General features: G+C 72.2%; 17 protein-coding genes, 1 tRNA gene and 1 other RNA gene. 14 read left to right on the forward strand and 5 right to left on the reverse strand.

What is annotated here, in order from left to right:
* Nucleotides 1-135: 135 nt before the first annotated feature.
* Nucleotides 136-363, reverse strand: coding sequence for a helix-turn-helix domain-containing protein (locus F8274_RS22120; protein WP_151464288.1), 228 nt, complete (start codon nucleotides 361-363; stop codon nucleotides 136-138).
* A 208-nt stretch (nucleotides 364-571) separates the two neighbouring features.
* Here F8274_RS22120 and F8274_RS22125 point away from each other — a divergent pair, with 208 nt between their 5' ends.
* A complete protein-coding gene (locus F8274_RS22125) occupies nucleotides 572-1,081 on the forward strand; it encodes a hypothetical protein (RefSeq protein WP_151464289.1) in 510 nt (169 codons plus the stop codon).
* A 6-nt stretch (nucleotides 1,082-1,087) separates the two neighbouring features.
* On the opposite strand, the gene F8274_RS22130 is transcribed toward F8274_RS22125, so the two are convergent.
* The gene (locus F8274_RS22130) at nucleotides 1,088-2,098 is read right to left on the reverse strand and encodes a hypothetical protein (protein ID WP_151464290.1); all 1,011 of its coding nucleotides are present in this window, start codon (nucleotides 2,096-2,098) and stop codon (nucleotides 1,088-1,090) included.
* 415 nt (nucleotides 2,099-2,513) lie between these two features.
* On the opposite strand from F8274_RS22130, the gene pruA reads away from it, so the two are divergent.
* The 9 genes from pruA to F8274_RS22175 all read left to right on the forward strand — a co-directional run bounded on the left by pruA (nucleotide 2,514) and on the right by F8274_RS22175 (nucleotide 10,712).
* On the forward strand, nucleotides 2,514-4,142 hold the full coding sequence (gene pruA, locus F8274_RS22135; protein WP_151464291.1) for an L-glutamate gamma-semialdehyde dehydrogenase: 1,629 nt from the start codon (nucleotides 2,514-2,516) through the stop codon (nucleotides 4,140-4,142).
* A gap of 176 nt (nucleotides 4,143-4,318) precedes the next feature.
* Nucleotides 4,319-4,834, forward strand: a complete 516-nt coding sequence (locus F8274_RS22140; RefSeq protein ID WP_107078404.1) for a PadR family transcriptional regulator — start codon at nucleotides 4,319-4,321, stop codon at nucleotides 4,832-4,834.
* A 100-nt stretch (nucleotides 4,835-4,934) separates the two neighbouring features.
* Nucleotides 4,935-6,056, forward strand: coding sequence for a peptide chain release factor 2 (gene prfB, locus F8274_RS22145; protein ID WP_151464292.1), 1,122 nt, complete (start codon nucleotides 4,935-4,937; stop codon nucleotides 6,054-6,056).
* A 118-nt stretch (nucleotides 6,057-6,174) separates the two neighbouring features.
* The gene (gene ftsE, locus F8274_RS22150; RefSeq protein ID WP_151464293.1) at nucleotides 6,175-6,855 is read left to right on the forward strand and encodes a cell division ATP-binding protein FtsE; all 681 of its coding nucleotides are present in this window, start codon (nucleotides 6,175-6,177) and stop codon (nucleotides 6,853-6,855) included.
* Nucleotides 6,856-6,920: 65 nt separating this feature from the next.
* The gene (gene ftsX, locus F8274_RS22155; RefSeq protein WP_151464294.1) at nucleotides 6,921-7,796 is read left to right on the forward strand and encodes a permease-like cell division protein FtsX; all 876 of its coding nucleotides are present in this window, start codon (nucleotides 6,921-6,923) and stop codon (nucleotides 7,794-7,796) included.
* A gap of 110 nt (nucleotides 7,797-7,906) precedes the next feature.
* Nucleotides 7,907-8,386: an SsrA-binding protein SmpB gene (gene smpB / locus F8274_RS22160; RefSeq protein ID WP_151464295.1), complete on the forward strand. Its 480-nt coding sequence runs from the start codon at nucleotides 7,907-7,909 to the stop codon at nucleotides 8,384-8,386.
* A gap of 104 nt (nucleotides 8,387-8,490) precedes the next feature.
* Nucleotides 8,491-8,866, forward strand: a transfer-messenger RNA (tmRNA) gene (gene ssrA / locus F8274_RS22165).
* Between the two features lie 368 nt (nucleotides 8,867-9,234).
* Nucleotides 9,235-9,687, forward strand: coding sequence for a hypothetical protein (locus tag F8274_RS22170; protein ID WP_151464296.1), 453 nt, complete (start codon nucleotides 9,235-9,237; stop codon nucleotides 9,685-9,687).
* A 41-nt stretch (nucleotides 9,688-9,728) separates the two neighbouring features.
* The gene (locus tag F8274_RS22175) at nucleotides 9,729-10,712 is read left to right on the forward strand and encodes a hypothetical protein (protein WP_151464297.1); all 984 of its coding nucleotides are present in this window, start codon (nucleotides 9,729-9,731) and stop codon (nucleotides 10,710-10,712) included.
* 3 nt (nucleotides 10,713-10,715) lie between these two features.
* Here the strand turns inward: F8274_RS22175 and mdlC are convergent, their stop codons facing one another.
* The gene (mdlC, locus tag F8274_RS22180) at nucleotides 10,716-12,311 is read right to left on the reverse strand and encodes a benzoylformate decarboxylase (protein ID WP_151464298.1); all 1,596 of its coding nucleotides are present in this window, start codon (nucleotides 12,309-12,311) and stop codon (nucleotides 10,716-10,718) included.
* A gap of 110 nt (nucleotides 12,312-12,421) precedes the next feature.
* Nucleotides 12,422-13,225: an S-methyl-5'-thioadenosine phosphorylase gene (locus F8274_RS22185; protein ID WP_151464299.1), complete on the reverse strand. Its 804-nt coding sequence runs from the start codon at nucleotides 13,223-13,225 to the stop codon at nucleotides 12,422-12,424.
* Nucleotides 13,226-13,355: 130 nt separating this feature from the next.
* Here F8274_RS22185 and F8274_RS22190 point away from each other — a divergent pair, with 130 nt between their 5' ends.
* The 4 genes from F8274_RS22190 (at nucleotide 13,356) to F8274_RS22205 (ending at nucleotide 15,930) form a co-directional block, all read left to right on the forward strand.
* Nucleotides 13,356-13,946: a YqgE/AlgH family protein gene (locus F8274_RS22190; RefSeq protein WP_091259972.1), complete on the forward strand. Its 591-nt coding sequence runs from the start codon at nucleotides 13,356-13,358 to the stop codon at nucleotides 13,944-13,946.
* 89 nt (nucleotides 13,947-14,035) lie between these two features.
* Nucleotides 14,036-14,108: transfer RNA gene (locus tag F8274_RS22195), tRNA-Ala, on the forward strand.
* A gap of 134 nt (nucleotides 14,109-14,242) precedes the next feature.
* Nucleotides 14,243-15,550, forward strand: a complete 1,308-nt coding sequence (locus tag F8274_RS22200) for a low temperature requirement protein A (RefSeq protein WP_151464300.1) — start codon at nucleotides 14,243-14,245, stop codon at nucleotides 15,548-15,550.
* A gap of 38 nt (nucleotides 15,551-15,588) precedes the next feature.
* Nucleotides 15,589-15,930, forward strand: a complete 342-nt coding sequence (locus F8274_RS22205; protein WP_151464301.1) for a VOC family protein — start codon at nucleotides 15,589-15,591, stop codon at nucleotides 15,928-15,930.
* An 18-nt stretch (nucleotides 15,931-15,948) separates the two neighbouring features.
* Here F8274_RS22205 and F8274_RS22210 read toward each other — a convergent pair.
* Nucleotides 15,949-17,494 (reverse strand): DUF4153 domain-containing protein (locus tag F8274_RS22210; RefSeq protein ID WP_151464302.1); only part of this gene is annotated, 1,546 nt, incomplete at its 5' end.

Consider the following 17,494-nt stretch of genomic DNA (forward strand, 5'->3'; position numbering starts at 1 on the left):
AGGCGGTGCCAGCGGGCGGCGGGTGTCGGTCATCCTCAACCCCTGTTCAATGCGTTTGCCTTCGTTTGCCTTCGATGATTGCTCATTCTCGGGCAGGGCAACGCCAACCGTCAATGCCGGTGCGGCATCGCGCGGTTACTCCACGTCGCGGTCGGTGAGCGGGTTGCCGCGTACCCACTCGGCGGTCTCGGTGTACTTCCGCTGGATGTACTCCTCCAGTTGAGCGCGCTCCACGCGCCACTGCCCCCGGCCACCGATCTTGATCGCGGGCAGCTCTCCGCTGCGCACCATGTGGTAGACCTGCGAGTCCGAGACGTTCAGCTCGGCGGCCACGTCGGACAGCAGCAGGAACCTCGGCTCCACGGTGACCCCCGGGGTTGGCTACGTTTGCTTCAGTTTGCCACCCCGAGCCGGATCGCCCCAGGCCCGGCCCGGCGAATCCGGCCGGGGGACACACCGGCGTGGAACTTCTCCGCGCCGGGTGCGAGGTGTATGACGGTCACGGCGTACGGCATGATCGGCGCCCGGAGCCGGCGTCCGCCGGCCGGCGGCTGAGGGCGGGGAGAGACCGGTGACCGACGAGCTTGTCCGGGTGTACGTGCCGGCGACCGTCCCCATGCTGGCCCGGCTGCGCGAGGAGGGCCTGGCCGGCGAGGAGGCGCATGCCGTCACCCCGGAGCTGCGGGAGTGGTACGCCGAGGGCGACGAGGAGGAGCTGGAGTACGTCGCCTTCACCCGGGCCGCTCAGGAAGCCCTGCTGCTGCTCCGGGCCGATCCGGGCGCACCCCGCCGGCGGGTCGTGGTCTCGGTGGACCTGCCGGCCCGCGCGGTCGGCCGGGCGGGCGGCGAGCTGGGCTCCAGCGTGGTGCGGCTCTCCGGGCCGGTGCCGGTGAAGTCCGTCGCCGCGATCCACGTGGACGGCGGGGATGCGGTCGACGACGTGGCCGCCGCCGCCGAGGTGGTGGCCGAGGCGCAGGCCGGCGACCCGGACGCCCAGTTCACCGTCGACGGCGCCGAGGACCACGAGCTGGAGTGGTACGACGTGACCGAGCTGGACCTGCTGCTGCGCGACGCCGGCTGACGGGCCTCAGGAGTCGGACTCGTCCTCGTCCTCCACGGCGCGCGGGCCGAGGGTGCGGCCGAACAGGACGAGCGCGGTGAGCGCCCCCACGAACAGCACCCAGATGCCGTTGTCCACCCGCGAGGTGCCGAGCGCCGTCTGTGCCACCTCGTCCGCCTCGCTGAGCGCGGCGGCCAGGTCGAGCAGCCCGCGCCCCCCGACCCGGATGATCACTTCGGTGAGCAGCAGGAGCAGGCCCGCGCCGGCTCCGGCCACGAGGTACGCCGGCCAGCGCAGCGCCGCGACGGCCGCGTCCCGCCGCTCGGCGCGGCGGCGGGCCCAGGTCAGGTAGAGGTACGCCACCAGGCCGGCGATCAGCCCGGCGAGCAGGGACTCGGTCCGGGACACCCACTTCGCGGCGTCGAGCACCGACTGCTGGGTGTCCCCGGCGCCGAAGAGGTCGGAGAGCGGGTCCCGGGCGCGGCTGAACAGCACCACGAAGACCTGCGCGGCCAGCGTGGCGGCGGCGACCCCGCCGACCACCCGGGCGTTGCGCGCACCGGCCGCCGCGCCGCCGATGATCGCCGCGGCGACGGTGGTGCCGGCGATGGTGTTGGTGGTCGCGTTGTCGGCGTACGTCAGGTTGACGGCGAGGGCGGCGGCGAGCCCGACCAGCAGGCCGGCGCCGACGGCGACGAGGAAGCGCAGGGTGACCCGGTCCAGCCGGTTGGTCGCCGCCAGGGCGACCGCGGCGCCGGCGACCAGCGCGGCCGTGATCACGCCCGGCAGGGCGTACGCGGACAGGCTGAGAGCGGTGACCCCGGCCGCCGCCGAGGTGATGGCGGCCCGGGTGGACCAGAGCATGGCGGCCAGCCAGGCGAGCGACAGCACGGCCAGCACCAGGGCGCCGGGCGCGTGGGTGAGGCGGCCACCGGCGGTCGGCGCGTCCGACGGGGACCCGGCCGGCGTCCCGACCGTCGGCTCGGTGGCGGGCTGGTCCGGCTCCGCGGCCGTGGAGCTGCCGGGCTGCTTGCTCATCGTCTCCCTCTCGACGGACGCCGGATCGGCCGCGACGGCCGGGCAGGTCACCGGTCATCCAGCGTACGCGGCGCTCCGGGGCCCCCTCCTGGCCACGCCGACCGGCGATGCCCATCCGGGGTGAGCTGGCCGGGTGGTGACGGATCATAGGCGGGCGGCCGGGCTGACCGAGGATTCGTCGGGGACGGTGCCTTGTCGCCTACGGTCCGGTGTGGGCCCTGCGTCCGGGTGCGCCGGCCCGGGGCGGCCCGAACGGGGCGGTGGAGGTGGGGCCGGGTCCCTCGCATGGAAGAATTGGCCGAGGTCCCGCCGCCGCGACCGGTACCCCGCGCGCGGCGCCCGGCAGCCCGGCCACCCGGCCGGCGCCCGCGGGTCCGGTTTCGCCACCGCCGTCGAGATCGCACAGGAGCCTGTGATGGACGCCGTGTTCTCCGTACCCGAGCCGCGCAACGAGCCGGTAAACACCTACGAGCCCGGCAGCGCCGAGCGGGAGCGGCTCCAGCGGCGGCTGGCCGACCTGGCCGCCGAGCGGATCGACCTGCCGATGACCATCGCCGGCGAGCAGCGGATGGCCGCCGGCGACCCGATCGACGTGGTCCAGCCGCACAAGCACGCCCACGTGCTCGGCGTGACCGGCCACGCCACCCACGACGACGCGCGCGCCGCGGTGAAGGCCGCCAAGGACGCCGCGCCGATGTGGCGGGCGCTGCCGTTCGAGGAGCGCGCCGCGATCTTCCTGCGCGCCGCCGACCTGCTCTCCGGTCCGTGGCGGGACACGCTCAACGCCGCCACCATGCTGGGCCAGTCCAAGACCGTGGTCCAGGCCGAGATCGATGCGGCCTGCGAGCTGATCGACTTCCTCCGGTTCAACGTCTACTTCGCCCGCAAGCTCCTGGCCGAGCAGCCGATGTCCTCGCCGGGCGTGTGGAACCGCTTCGACCACCGGCCCCTGGAGGGTTTCGTCTACGCGGTCACCCCGTTCAACTTCACCGCGATCGCCGGCAACCTGCCCTCCGCTCCGGCGCTGCTCGGCAACACCGTGGTCTGGAAGCCGGGCCCGACCCAGCAGTTCGCCGCCCACTTCACCATGCGGCTGTTCGAGGCGGCCGGCCTGCCGCCCGGCGTGATCAACATGGTCACCGGGCGCGGCGAGGAGGTCTCCGACGTCGTGCTCGCCGACCCGGACCTGGCCGGCATCCACTTCACCGGCTCCACCAAGGTCTTCCAGCACCTCTGGAAGACCGTCGGCGACAACATCGCCCGCTACCGGGGCTACCCGCGGCTGGTCGGCGAGACCGGCGGCAAGGACTTCGTGGTCGCGCACACCAGCGCCGACGTGGACGCCCTGCACACCGCGCTGATCCGGGGCGCCTACGAGTACCAGGGCCAGAAGTGCTCGGCCGCCTCGCGGGCGTACATCCCCCGGTCCATCTGGGAGGGCGGGCTGCGCGACCGGCTGGCCGCCACCGCCGAGTCACTGACCTACGGCGACGTCACCGACTTCAGCAACTTCGGTGGCGCCGTGATCGACGACAAGGCGTTCGGCCGGCACGCCGCCGCGCTGGAGCTGATCAAGGGCGACGACAGCTGCAAGATCCTGGCCGGCGGCACCGCCGACGACTCGGTGGGCTACTTCGTCCGGCCGACCCTCTTCGAGTGCTCGGACGCCGCGCACGAGACCTTCACCACCGAGTACTTCGGCCCGATCCTCGGCGTGCACGTCTTCGACGACGCCCGCTTCGACGAGGTGGTCCACCAGGCCGAGTCGATCGCCCCCTACGCGCTGACCGGGTCGATCTTCGCGACCGACCGCCGGGTGGTCGACCAGGTGGCGGAGAAGATGCGGTACGCGGCCGGCAACTTCTACATCAACGACAAGCCGACCGGCGCGGTGGTCGGGCAGCAGCCGTTCGGCGGCGCCCGGGCCAGCGGCACCAACGACAAGGCCGGCTCCTGGCACAACCTGGTCCGCTGGATGTCCCCGCGGACGATCAAGGAGACCTTCGTGCCGCCGACCGAGCACAGCTACCCGCACATGGGCTGACCTGCGCAGTGTCGCCGGTGGCGCACCCAGCGTCACCGGCGACCGGCCGGCCGGGGGAGGACCGCGACGTCCCCGGCGGACTGTCGTCCGCCGACAGTGCACATCGGACCAGCCAACAGGTGGCGAAAACGGCAAATCCTGGACGCCAGGTCCGACAAAGTGGCAGCTTAGAGGGCATGGCGGAATCCGGAGTCAACCCGACGGCGGCGGCCCTGCTGGGTCTGCTGCACGACGGCCCGATGACAGGCGGTCAACTGATGGCCGCCGCCGAGCGCCGGCTGGCGCCGTACTGGTCGATGACCCGCAGCCAGGTCTACCGCGAGCTTCCGGTCCTAGCCGAGAAGGGTCTGGTGCGGCTCGGCAAGCCCGGGCCGCGGTTGAGCCAGCCGTACGCGATCACGGCGGCCGGAAAACGGACATTCTCCCGCTGGCTCGCGGAGAACCCGGGCCGGGACACCATCCGTAACCCGATAGCGCTACGGATCGCCTTCGGCAACCTGCACTCGGCGAGCCAGCTCAAGAACCTCTACGCGTCGGCGAACGAGTACCACACCGAGGCCCTGGCAGCGGTGCGCGAGCAGGTCAAGAACGCCAAGAAGGAAGGCGACGACTACGACGCCAGCGCGCTGGAGTTCGCCGTCGCCTACCACCGGGCGGCGCTGTCCTGGCTCAAGAGCGCCCCGGTCGGCTGACCACCTGCCGCAGCTCGGGCGATGTAGGCAGCGCGACTTTTCGCGAGTGACTGCGGGGCTCGCAAGCTCACTCCTCGCACGCGCAGTAGTCTTGTCTGTCGTGACCGCTGCCGATTACGCCGAACAGCTCAAGGAACTCGACGCCACCCTGCGCAACATCGAGGCCGTGCTCGACCTCGACAAGCTGCGCGAGCAGAAGGCCCGCCTGGAGCAGGAGGCCTCCGCGCCGGACCTGTGGGACGACCAGGCCAAGGCGCAGCAGGTGACGTCGCAGCTGTCGTACGTCAACGGCGAGATCTCCAAGCTCGGCAGCCTCCGCTCCGGGCTCGACGACGCCGGGGTGCTGCTGGAGCTGGCCCAGGCCGAGTCCGACCCCGGCACCCTCGCCGAGGTCGAGTCGGAGATCACGGGGCTGACCAAGGCCATCCAGGAGATGGAGGTCCGCACCCTGCTGTCCGGCGAGTACGACTCCCGGGAGGCGCTGGTCGCCATCCGGGCCGGCGCCGGCGGCGTGGACGCGGCGGACTTCGCCGAGATGCTGCTCCGCATGTACCTGCGCTGGGCCGAGCGGCACGGCTACCCGACCGAGGTCTACGAGACCTCGTACGCCGAGGAGGCGGGCCTCAAGTCGGCCACCTTCACGGTCAAGGTGCCCTACGCGTTCGGCACGCTGAGCGTGGAGTCCGGCACCCACCGGCTGGTCCGGATCAGCCCGTTCGACAACCAGGGCCGCCGGCAGACCAGCTTCGCCGGTGTCGAGGTGCTGCCCGTGGTGGAGCAGACCGACCACATCGAGATCCCCGAGAACGAGATGCGGATCGACGTCTACCGCTCCTCCGGCCCGGGCGGCCAGAGCGTCAACACCACCGACTCGGCGGTCCGGATCACCCACATCCCGACTGGCATCGTGGTCACCTGCCAGAACGAGAAGTCCCAGCTGCAGAACAAGGCCTCGGCGCTGCGGGTGCTCCAGGCCCGGCTGCTGGAGCGCAAGCGGCAGGAGGAGCAGGCCAAGCTCCAGGGCCTGAAGACCGACGCCGCCGGCTCCTGGGGCGACCAGATGCGCTCGTACGTTCTGCACCCTTATCAGATGGTGAAGGATCTGCGGACCGAGCAGGAGACGGGCAATCCGTCCGCGGTCTTCGACGGCGAGCTCGACAGCTTCATCGAGGCGGGTATCCGCTGGCGGAAGCAGCAGCAGCTCACCGCTGACGGTGCGTGATCGATCTCGGACGCAGCGCGTCATCGATCTCTGTCTGACCGGGTGAATCGATGACGCGACTCGCTTCTAAGGGGCGGGGGGCTTGGCTCTCCGGTTACACCGCGTAGACTCTCGACCCGTGATTCAGCTTGAGCAAGTGACGAAGACGTACCCGAAGGCGTCCCGGCCTTCGCTCGACAACGTGTCCGTCTCGATCGAGAAGGGCGAGTTCGTCTTCTTCATCGGTCCATCCGGCTCCGGCAAGTCCACGATCATCAAGATGCTGCTGCACGAGGTCACCCCCAACAAGGGGCGGGTCATCGTCAACGGCAAGGACGTCACGTCGATGCGCTCCTGGAAGCGACCCCACTTCCGGCGTTCCATCGGCTGCGTCTTCCAGGACTTCCGTCTCCTGCCGAACCGCACCGCCTACGAGAACGTGGCGTTCGCGTTGGAGGTGATCGGCAAGACCAAGGCGGTTGCCCGCCGGGTCGTGCCCGAGGTGCTGGAGCTGGTCGGTCTCGGTGGGAAGGAGCACCGCTACCCCCACGAGCTCTCCGGTGGTGAGCAGCAGCGTGTCGCGGTGGCCCGGGCGTTCGTGAACCGGCCGCTGATCCTGCTGGCGGACGAGCCCACCGGAAACCTGGACCCGGACACCTCGATCGAGATCATGCGCCTGTTGGACCGGATCAACCGCACTGGCACGACCGTCGTGATGGTCACGCACGACTCCAACATCGTGAACCAGATGCGCCGCCGCGTCGTCGAGATCGAGAGCGGCCGCATCGTGCGCGACCAGGCCCGTGGCGTCTACGGCTGAGCGGCTGACGCCCCCCAGCCCCTGACGACGAACACCTCACGCCGGAGAGCCGGAGGAATTTCCCGATGCGGATGAAATACGTCCTGTCCGAGGTACTGGTCGGACTGTGGCGCAACGTCACCATGACGCTCGCCATGATCATCACCATGGCGGTGTCGCTGTTCATGCTGGGCGGCAGCGGCCTTCTGTACCAGAAGGTCGGTGACATGAAGGACCTCTACTACGAGAACGTCGAGGTCTCGATCTTCCTGAAGGCCGACGCCAACGAGCAGCAGCGCACCGACCTGGAGACCAAGCTCAAGGCCGACCCGCTGATCAAGGACGTCACGTACGTCAACAAGGACGAGGCGTACAAGCGCTTCCAGCAGATGTACGCGGACGCGCCGGACCTGGTCAACGCGGTCAAGCCGGACCAGCTTCCCGAGTCGTTCCGGCTCAAGCTGAACGACCCGGAGCAGTACAAGAACATCTACGACGAGTACAAGACCTCCGAGGGCATCGACACGATCGTCGACCAGAGCAAACTGCTCGACAAGGTCTTCGGCGTGCTCACCGGCTTCCAGAACGGCGCGCTGGCCATCGCCATCGTCATGGCGATCGCCGCCCTGCTGCTGGTTGCGAACACGATCCAGGTGGCCGCGTACAGCAAGCGGCGTGAGGTCGCGGTCATGAAGCTGGTCGGCGCCTCCAACTGGTTCATCCAGGCGCCGTTCGTGCTGGAGGCGGTGGTCGCCGGTCTGATCGGCTCGGTCCTCGGCCTCATCGCGCTGATCGTGTTGAAGACACTCGCGGCGGGAAGCTCGATGGCGGCCCTGGAGGGCCTCATCACCCCGATCTCCTGGTCCGAGATCTTCCTGACGTTCCCGCTGATGGCCGCCGTCGGTGGCCTGGTCAGCGCGGTCACCGCCTGGGTCACGCTCCGCTTCTACCTGCGGGTCTAGTTACCGGTACGGCTCTCCGAGGGCCCTCCCGCGCCGGAATAAACCGCGCGGGAGGGTCCTTGTCATTCGGGTAGCATGATCTAGCTCCGGATCGGAAGGGGGTGGCGCCGATGCCACGGGAAAAGGGTCGCAAGGTGGTCGCCTCCAACAAGAAGGCGCGGCACGACTACGCCATCCTCGACACGTACGAGGCGGGCATGTCGTTGACCGGCACCGAGGTCAAGTCGCTGCGGGCCGGGCGGGCGTCGCTGGTCGACGCGTTCGCCCAGGAACGCGACGGCGAGCTCTACCTGCACGGCATGCACATCCCGGAGTACACCCAGGGCACCTGGACCAACCACGAGCCCCGGCGGACCCGGAAGCTGCTGCTCAAGCGGCTGGAGATCGACCGGCTGGTCGGCAAGACCAGGGAGAGCGGTCTCACCATGGTGCCGTTGCAGGTCTACTTCTCCGACGGCTGGGCGAAGGTGGAGATCGGCCTGGCCCGGGGTAAGAAGTCGTACGACAAGCGCCAGGACCTGGCCAAGCGGGACGCCGACCGGGAGATCGCCCGGGTGGTGGGCCGGCGCGGCAAGGGCATGGCTGAGTGAAAGCTCCGGTTTGTCCGGGTGCCGGCTTCGGGCCGGCCTCGGAATGAATCCGGTTGCGCCAGGCGTTAGGCTTGGTGTTGCTGCCGACAGGGGCAGCCCGTCGAGGGGGTGACTGGTTTCGACTTCGTACGTTGCGGCAGGGGAAGCGAGCCGAGGAAGCCGACGTCGTCTCGAGAATCGTTCGTCGGAAACCAATAAGCGCCAAGAACAATCGCGCTGACTTCGCTCTCGCCGCCTGAGGCGAGTAGTGAGTCTGTCGGCCTGGGAGCGCCTTCGACCCAGTTAGCCGGCATCAGCTAGAAGGCTGGCCAACCGGACCCGGTCGCGGGGTCCGTGCGGCGAGATCAATCAGCGACTGGGCCCGTCACACCGACTCGCTCGCGTGATCGGAGGGGCCGAGTAGAGGCACAGCGAGCTGCGCTCGGAGAAGCCCTGACAAGGCGGCGAAGGACCCGGGTTCGATTCCCGGCACCTCCACCACCTGACCTGTGCGCCCCGGTCCACCGGACCGGGGCGCACAGTCGTCTCCGGGCCTCCTGCGCCGGCGCTCCAGGCTCCGCCTGTGACGAACGAGCGGATGCGGGTGCGGGCTGGGCGACCTCTCCCCGTCCGAGCTGCGGGCGCTGGCCGAGGCGATCACCGCGGACCGGCCGGACCAGGGCCGGGACGCCGCGGCGCACGCCCTCGCCGGCCGGCTGCGCCACATGGCGGGTAATCCGCTGGGGCGCTAGAGGCGGCGGTGACGGGTGGGGCCGGTGGGGCAGATGAGGCTTCCACCCCTCCTGGACAGGCCGGGAAGCCGGGTTCACCATCGCTGTACGCGGTAGCGCAACAGCGCGGGAGGTGCCATGGCCACCAATCCGATCCAGCAGCCGTCCACGGTCACCGCCGTGCCCCGTCCCCGGTCCGCGCCCCCCGGCGACCTGCGGGGCCTCGCCCGTGCGCTCGCCACGGCGCCGGCCGAGCCGCGCTGGCGGGAGCACATGGTCGGCCGGCTCGGCCCGGTCCGGCGGGGCTTCGCCGAGCACATCCGGCTCACCGAGGGCCCGGCCGGCCTCTACGCCGAACTGCTCCACGAGGCGCCCCGGCTGGACCGCGGCGTACGCCTGCTGGCCGGCGAGCACACCGCCATCGCGGCGGCCATCGCCGCGCTCCACCACGCGGTGCGGCTGCCCTCGGTGCCCGCCGAGGAACTGCGGGAACAGGCCCGGAACCTGCTGCGGGCGCTCGACCGGCACCGGCAGCGCGGCGCGGACCTGCTCTGGGAGGCGTACCAGGCCGACCTGGGCGGGGAGGACTGACCCGCAGGGAACCGACCGGGGCAGGGGCGCGTCCAACCCGCATGCGTCGCTCTCTCGCCCTGCTCGGCCTGCCGCTCCTGGTGCTGGCCGGCTGCGCCGCGCCCGGCGCCGACCCGGCCGGCCCGCCGGCCGCCGGCCCGAGCGGTGCCTCGGTCTCCGCACCCGACCACCGCTGGGAGGCGTTCGACCAGCGGGCCACCGAGGTGGCCGACGCGTGGCGCCCCGGGCCCGCGTGGCGCAGCGGGTACGTCCCGCTCGACGAGGCCACCGTGCTGGCCGGCGACCCCGGCTTCGACGACGAGACGAAGCAGGCGTTCCTCAACGGCTGGTACCGGGACCAGATCGCCGTCCCGACCGCCCGGCCCGCCGACGGAACGATCCGCTTCCCCGACGGCACGCTGCGCGTCCCGCTGGTCAGCGCCGCCGAGGCGTACGCCCAGCTGGACCAGGGCGACCCGCCTCCCTGCGAGGGCCGGCCGAGCTCGCCGGGGCCGGGGCGGCCCAAGGGTGGCCCGACGATCGAGCCCGGCCCGGACGGTTGGGTCGCCACCCAGGCGCCCAGCCCGTGCGTGCCGCTGACGGTCACCGGGGTGACGTTGGGCAGCGCGTCGGTGCGTACCAGCCGGGGTGCGGCCACCGTGCCGGCCTGGCTGTTCACCGTGGAGGGCCTCCGGGTGCCGGTGGCCCGCCTCGCCGTGGCGCCCAGCGCGGTCGGGACCGCGCCGGAGGGGATCGCGCCGAGCCGCCCGGCCGACGACGGTGTCGTGGCGGCGACCGACCTGCGGGCGGTGGACGGGAACCGGATCGACTACCGGGTCGGCACGGGCGCCTGCGACGGGCCACCGACCCCGCTGGTGCTGGAGCGGGACGACGTCGTGGTGCTCGGGGCCGGGGTGGTCCGCTCGACCGGGGCGTGCACCATGCAGCTGGTGATGAAGCCGCTGACCGTCACGCTGAAGGCGCCCCTGGGCAATCGGGCGGTGCTCGACGTGGCCAGCGGCACCCCGCTCGTCGTACGCCGCTGACCGCTACAGGATCCGCGGCACGTCGGTGCTGATCGCCACCGGCAGCACGGTCGGCCGGTCGGCGGCGAGCGCGGCGGCCAGCGCCGCTCCGAGCCCGTCCAGCGACTCCACCACCTCCGCCGCGCAGCCGTAGCCGCGCGCCACCGCGGTCACGTCCAGTCCCGGCAGGTCCAGCGCCGGCACCCCGGGCGTGTGCTTCAGGTCGGCGAACGCCTTGAGGATCGCGTACTGCCGGTTGACCGGGACCACGACGGCGAGCGGCAGGCCGAGTTGCGCCGCGGTCCACAACGCCTGTACCGAGTAGTGGAACGAGCCGTCGCCGATCACCGCGACCACCGGCCGGCCGCGCCCGCTGTCCCGCTCGGCCAGCGCGATGCCCACCGCCGCCGGCAGGCCGAATCCGAGGCCCCCGCTGGCCATGGTGAAGTAGGACCGGGGCCGGGCGATCCGCAGCCGGCGGCGCAGCGCGGACAGGTTGGACGGTGACTCCTGCACGAGCACCCCGTCGACCGGCCACTGCCCGGCCAGCGCGGCGAAGAGGGCGTCGGCGCTCGGTGGGTCGGCCGACCCGGCCGGCGCCGGGGCGTCCCGGGCCGGTGGCCGGGGCCGGTCCGTCGGGGGCAGCAGCTCCACCAGCCCGGCCATGGTCAGCCCGGCGTCGCCGAGCAGGCTCTCCCCGACCGGGGCCCGGGCCGCCTCGTCCGGGTCGTCGGTGACGTGCAGCAGCCGGGCGTCGCCGGGCAGGTAGTCGCCCGGCACGTGCGGGTAGTAGCGGAACACCGGGGCGCCGACCACCAGCACCGTGTCGTGGCCGCGCAACACCTCGGCCAGCGGGCCGATCGCGTACGGCAGAACGCCCCGGAAGTGCGGGTGGTCCTCGGGGAAGACGGCCCGCTCCGGCGCCGGGGCGGCCCAGACCGGCGCGGCCAACCGCTCGGCCAGTGCCACGGCGACCGGCCAGGCGCCGGCCCGGTCCACCGCCGCGCCGAGCACCAGCACCGGAGCGCGGGAAGCGGCCAGCGTGGCGGCGAAGCCGCGCAGCCGGTCCGGGTCCGGCGCGATCCGGGTGGCCACCGTCCGCACCTGCGGCGGCGGGTCGGCGGGCCGGTCCCAGTCGTCCATCGGCAGGGAGAGGAAGACCGGCCCGGTCGGTGGCTGCACCGCCGAGGCGTACGCCCGCATGAAGGCCGCCGGGATGTCCTGCGCACGCGCCGGCTCGTGGGCCCACTTGACGTACGGGTGGGCCAGCTCGACCGCGCGGGGGTTGGCCAGCCGGGGCTCGATGAGCAGCATCTCCCGGGTCTGCTGGCCGGCCGTGACGATCAGCGGCGTCCGGTTGTGCCAGGCGGTGACCATGTTGCCCATGGCGTTGCCCAGGCCCGGGGCGGTGTGCAGGTTGACGTGCGCGGGACGGCCGGTGGCCTGCGCGTAGCCGTCGGCCATGGCCATCGCCGACGCCTCCTGCAACGCGTGCACGTAGCGGAAGTCGGCCGGGAAGTCCGTCAGGAACGGCTCCTCGGTGGAGCCGGGATTGCCGAAGACGGTGGTCAGGCCCAACGCGCGGAGCAGGTCGTAGGTCGTGTCGCGGACCGTTGCCATCGCCGGCTTGCCTCCCGTCCCCCGCGCGTGCCGGGGACGGCCCGGTGATCAGCTCCCCGACCAGCCGAATCTATCGGGCCGGGGGTGACTTTTCGGGCGCTTCCCGGCGCTCAGGGCAACGGGAACGGGAGCTTGATCCCGTCCAGCGCCCGCCCGCAGGGGCAGTCCCGCTCGGCGGGCAGCGCGGCGACCGCGTCCAGCAGCACCCCGCGCAGCCGGTCCGTGTTCTCCGCGAAGACCCGGAAGACCTCCTCCTGGGTGACCGACCCGCCCGCCTCCACGCCCGCGTCCAGGTCGGTGACCAGGGCGATCGAGGTGTAGCAGAGGGCCAGCTCACGGGCGAGCACCGCCTCCGGGTGGCCCGTCATGTTGACCACCGTGCCGCCGATCGAGGCGAACCAGCGCGACTCCGCCCGGGTGGAGAAGCGCGGCCCCTCGACCACCACCACCGTCCCGCCGTCCACCGTGGGCACCCCGCGCCCGGCCGCCGCGTCGAGCAGCGTCCGCCGCCCGGCCGGGCAGTACGGGTCGGCGAAGGACACGTGCACGGCGCCCTGGTCGTAGTAGGTCTGGACACGCCCGCTGGTGCGGTCGACGAGCTGGTCCGGCACCACGAACGTGCCCGGGCCCAGCTCCGGCCGGAGCCCGCCGACCGCGCAGGGCGCCAGCACCTGGCGTACGCCCAGCGACCGCAGCGCCCAGAGGTTGGCCCGGTAGGGGATCAGGTGCGGCGGGTAGCGGTGGTCGCGCCCGTGCCGGGGCAGGAACGCCACCCGCCGGCCGGCCATCTCGGCGATCGTGACCGGATCCGACGGCGCGCCGTACGGCGTCTCCAGCACGTGCTCGGTGGCGCCGTCGAGGAGGGCGTAGAGGCCCGACCCGCCGATCACCGCCAGTTCGGCCGTAGCCACCATCCGACCCTCCCTCGATCCGCACGATCACCCGCCGGTCAGACCTTAGCCAGCGGGCGGACCGCAGGCTATGGTGCCTTGCATGGCGTTGACAGCGCGGCTGGTCGCGGCGTACGGCTGACGGGTGTCGGACATGCAGGGTGAGGGACAGGCGATCGGTGGCCGAGCCATGGATTCCATGACCGGGCGGCTGCTGGTCGCGACGCCTGCGCTGAAGGACCCGAACTTCGATCGGACCGTCGTGCTGCTGGTCGCCCACGAACCCGGCGGCGCCCTCGGCGTGGTGCTGAACCGGGCCACCGAGGTGCCGGTGGCCGACGTCCTCGGCGACTGGAGCGACCTCGCCCGGCATCCCGCGGTGCTCTTCGAGGGCGGCCCGGTGCAGCCCGACTCGGCGATCTGCCTGGCCCGGATGCGCCACCCGATCAAGCCGGTGAAGGGCTTCCACCGGGTCTCCGGCGCGGTCGGCACCATCGACCTCTCGGTCGACCCGGAGAAGCTGCGCGACGCCGTCGGCGGGATCCGGGTCTTCGCCGGTTACTCGGGCTGGGGCGCCGGGCAGCTGGAGCGGGAGATCGAGGACGGGTCCTGGTTCGTGCTCGACGCCCTCCCCGGCGACGCCTTCGTCGACCGCCCGGACGACCTCTGGCCGATGGTGCTGCGGCGACAGGGCGGCATGATGGCGGCGGTCGCCCACTTCCCGCCGGATGTGGCCCTGAACTGAGCGACCGGCCGGGGGACCCCCGCGAGATGACCATGCCAACCGGCGTGTGTATAGTTCTCTCCGTGCCCGGGCGACCGGGCCGACCGCAAGGGGCCGTGGCGCAGCTGGTAGCGCACCACACTGGCAGTGTGGGGGTCAGGGGTTCGAGTCCCCTCGGCTCCACCCTTCGCGATCAGGGCGTTCGTCAGACATGACGGACGCCCTTCGTCATTCCGGACACTGATCCAACTCGCGGCAGGACCCCTCACCTCGGCGAATCGCGCCCGGAGCGGCATGGCCGCTGCGAGACTCGATCGATGGGTGGCAGGTGGTGGCACGAGCGCCTGGGACCCGCCGCCCCGGTCGCCCCCGGAGCCCGCGTGGGGCGCTTCGAGTTCTTCTTCGACCTCGTGTTCGTCTTCTCGTTCTTCATCATCACCCGGGCCACCGCCGTGAGCATCACCGGCGCCAACCTGCTGCACGGGCTGCTGGTGCTCGCCGTGCTCTGGTGGGTCTGGGTGGTGCACACGGTGGTCGCGACCCGCGTCCGGCTCGGCGTGGGTTTCGTCCCCGCGCTCATGGTCGTCGCCATGGCCGCGCTCTTCTGCTTCTCGCTCTCGCTGCCGCAGGCGTTCGGTGACCCGCGGCAGACGGCCGCCGGCCCGGTGGTCGTCGCGGTCAGCTACCTGGTGATCCGCGGCGTCCACCTGCTGCTGTACTGGCACGTCGCCCAGGACCGACCCGACGAGCGCCGGCTGTTGCTGAGGTATTCGCCCGAGCTGGCGTTGAGCACGCTCCTGCTGCTGGCCGCCGCGCTGGTCCCGCCGCTGATCGAGAACCCGGGGCGGGCCCTGATGGCGCGCGACGGGCTCTGGCTGGGCGTGGTCCTGCTCCAGTACAGCAGCGGCCTGGTCGCCGGGGCGTGGGGCTGGGCGGTGACCTCCGCCGAGCACTGGACCGAACGGTACGACTTCATCCTCATCATCGCGCTGGGCGAGTCGATCATCTCCGTCGGCGTCGGCGGCAACCTCCTCGGCCAGCCGGTGACCTGGCCGGCGGTCGCCGCCGCGGTACTCGGCATCTTCTTCACGGCCGCCCTGTGGTGGGCGCACTTCGACGTCATCGCCCCCGCCGCCCGGATCGCCCAGCACGCCGCGCAGGGCCGCTCGCGGGTGGCCATGGCCCGGGACGCCTACGCCTACTGCCAACTGGTGATGATCGCCGGGATCATCCTGTTCGCCCTAGGCGCGGAGGAGATCGTGCGGCAGGTGGCGGACCCCTCGATCAGGCTCGCCGAGCCGACGCACGGCCCGGGCGTACCGATGCTGTTCGGCGGGGTGATCTGCTACCTCTGCGGCGGCATGCTCTTCCAGCTGCGGACCCTGGGCACGCTCGCCTGGACCCGGGTCGGGACGGTGCTGGTGCTCGCGGCCGCCATCCCGGTCGCCCGGCACCTCCCCGGCCTGGCGGCGCTCGCCCTGCTGACCGCCATCTGCATGGGGTTGGTCGCCGTCGAGCTGGTGGTCATGGCCGGCGCCCGCCGAGCGCTGCTCGACGCCGTGTTCGAGGAACGGACCACCTACGAGAAGCACGAGGCCGGCTGGCGCGCCCGCTGGCACGAATGAGCCGGGAGGAGGCACCCGTTGATCCCTAGCATGGCCGCATGACCGTAGAGCTGTTCGCGGGCGTCCCCGTCCGCGACTACCGCGCGGCGGCGGCCTGGTACGAGCGACTTCTCGGCGCCCCGCCCTCGTTCCTGCCCAACGACACCGAGGCGGTGTGGGAGCTCGCCGAGCACCGCTACGTGTACATCGAGGTGCGGCCCGAGCACGCCGGGCACGCCATGCACACCGTCTTCGTCGACGACTTCGACGCCCGCCTCACGCAGATCGCCGATCGTGGCCTGACGCCGGCCGAGCGTGAGACCTACGACAACGGGGTCCGCAAGGCCATCTTCCGCGACCCGGACGGCAACGAGATCGGCTTCGGCGGCGGCCCCGACTGACCGGGGCCGCCGCCGGCGTCACCGGCGGGACTTGGGCAGGTCGAACTGGTCGGCCCGGCGGCAGTCCCTCGGGCCGCCGATCGCGCCCGGCCCGACCCGGTCGAGGGCCTGGCGGGCCCGGTGCCGGCCCAGGTTCCAGGCGTACCAGGGGTCGGGCTCCTCCAGGTCGTCGGCGATCCAGCTCAGCGTGCAGCGGCGCACCGGATCGGGGAGCCGGCTCAGCGCGGGCGTCGCGTCGGCGGAGAGCGCCCGCAGGTACCACGCGTCGATCTTGCCGGTCTGCTCGTAGCGGAGGATGTTGCGCTTCGCCGCGTAGTCCTCGGGGTTCAGCACGGCCAGGCCGAGCAGCATCGCCACGGCCAGCGCGACCGTGGTGCCCGGGATCCACCGGCCCTGCCATCGCACGCCGGCCGCCAGGATCATCAGGAAGACCGCGCCGAGCAGCAGCTCGAAGGCCATCACGAAGATCCGCTCGCCGGTGAAGCTGTAGACCTTCTGGTACGTCCACATCCGGGACAGCGCGGACACCACGATGACCACGCTGAGCGCGCTGAGCAGGCCCAGCAGGACGCGCAGCAGGAGACGCTCGGTCGACCGCTCCCGGCTGGCCCAGCGGCTCACGCCGCCCAGCACGGCCAGGGTCAGCAGGGTCACGAAGAGGAGCTGCCAGAAGCCGCTGCGGGCGTACTCCGAGTAGCTCAGCCCGGCGACCTTCTGCACGTGCCGCTGGCCGCCGAAGAGCACGGTGAACTGCACGACCACGAAACCGGCGAAGAGCAGCGTCAGCGCGCCGATGGCCGGCGCCCACTCCAGCGCACCCAGCCGGCGGGTGCTCGGCCGGTCCACGCTGGACAGGTCGGGCGGGGCGGCCAGGGTGTAGACCGCCGCGACGGCGATCAGGCCGCCGACCGCGGCCAGGAAGATCCAGCGGAACACCGTGCTGACGTTGATCTCGGGGACGATGGCGTTGAGCACCTCGGAGAAGGCGGCGTCGGCCGAGGAGAGCAGGCTGCCGAAGACCAGCAGCACCAGCACGGTGGCGACCACCGAGCCGGTGACCTTGCGGACCGTCCCGGCCTCCGGTGAGGCGGTGACGTGCCGCCGCACCCAGGGCAGGCCGCGGAACGCCGCGAACGGCGTGGCGGCCAGGCCGAACAGGATCGAGCGGACCAGCCGGCCGCCGGCGATCGCCAGGGTGGCGCACCCCAGCGCGCCCAGCACGCAGAACGTCACCAGCCACCAGGCGTTGCGGAACGCCAGCACGGCCAGCAGGACCAGCGCCGCCGCCGCCCACCCGCCGCGGATGAGCCGCTCCGCGCGGGGCAGGTCGGCGGTGCGCCGGCGCACCGCGACCAGCACGCCGAGGGTGAGCGTGAGCCAGCCCAGGAACCAGCCGATGCCGACCCGGCTCAGCGGTACGAAGAACGCGGCGCCGAGCGCCCCGGCCAGCACGGCGAGGGGGACGGCCCGGCCGGTGGCCGGCTTCGGGCCCGGCCAGCGCGCGCCGAGGAACGACGTGCGGGGCGTGCGGGGCCGCGGCGTCCAGCCGGGCTGGGGCGGGTAA

The organism is Micromonospora sp. AMSO31t (assembly GCF_008868175.1).
GTDB lineage: Bacteria > Actinomycetota > Actinomycetes > Mycobacteriales > Micromonosporaceae > Micromonospora.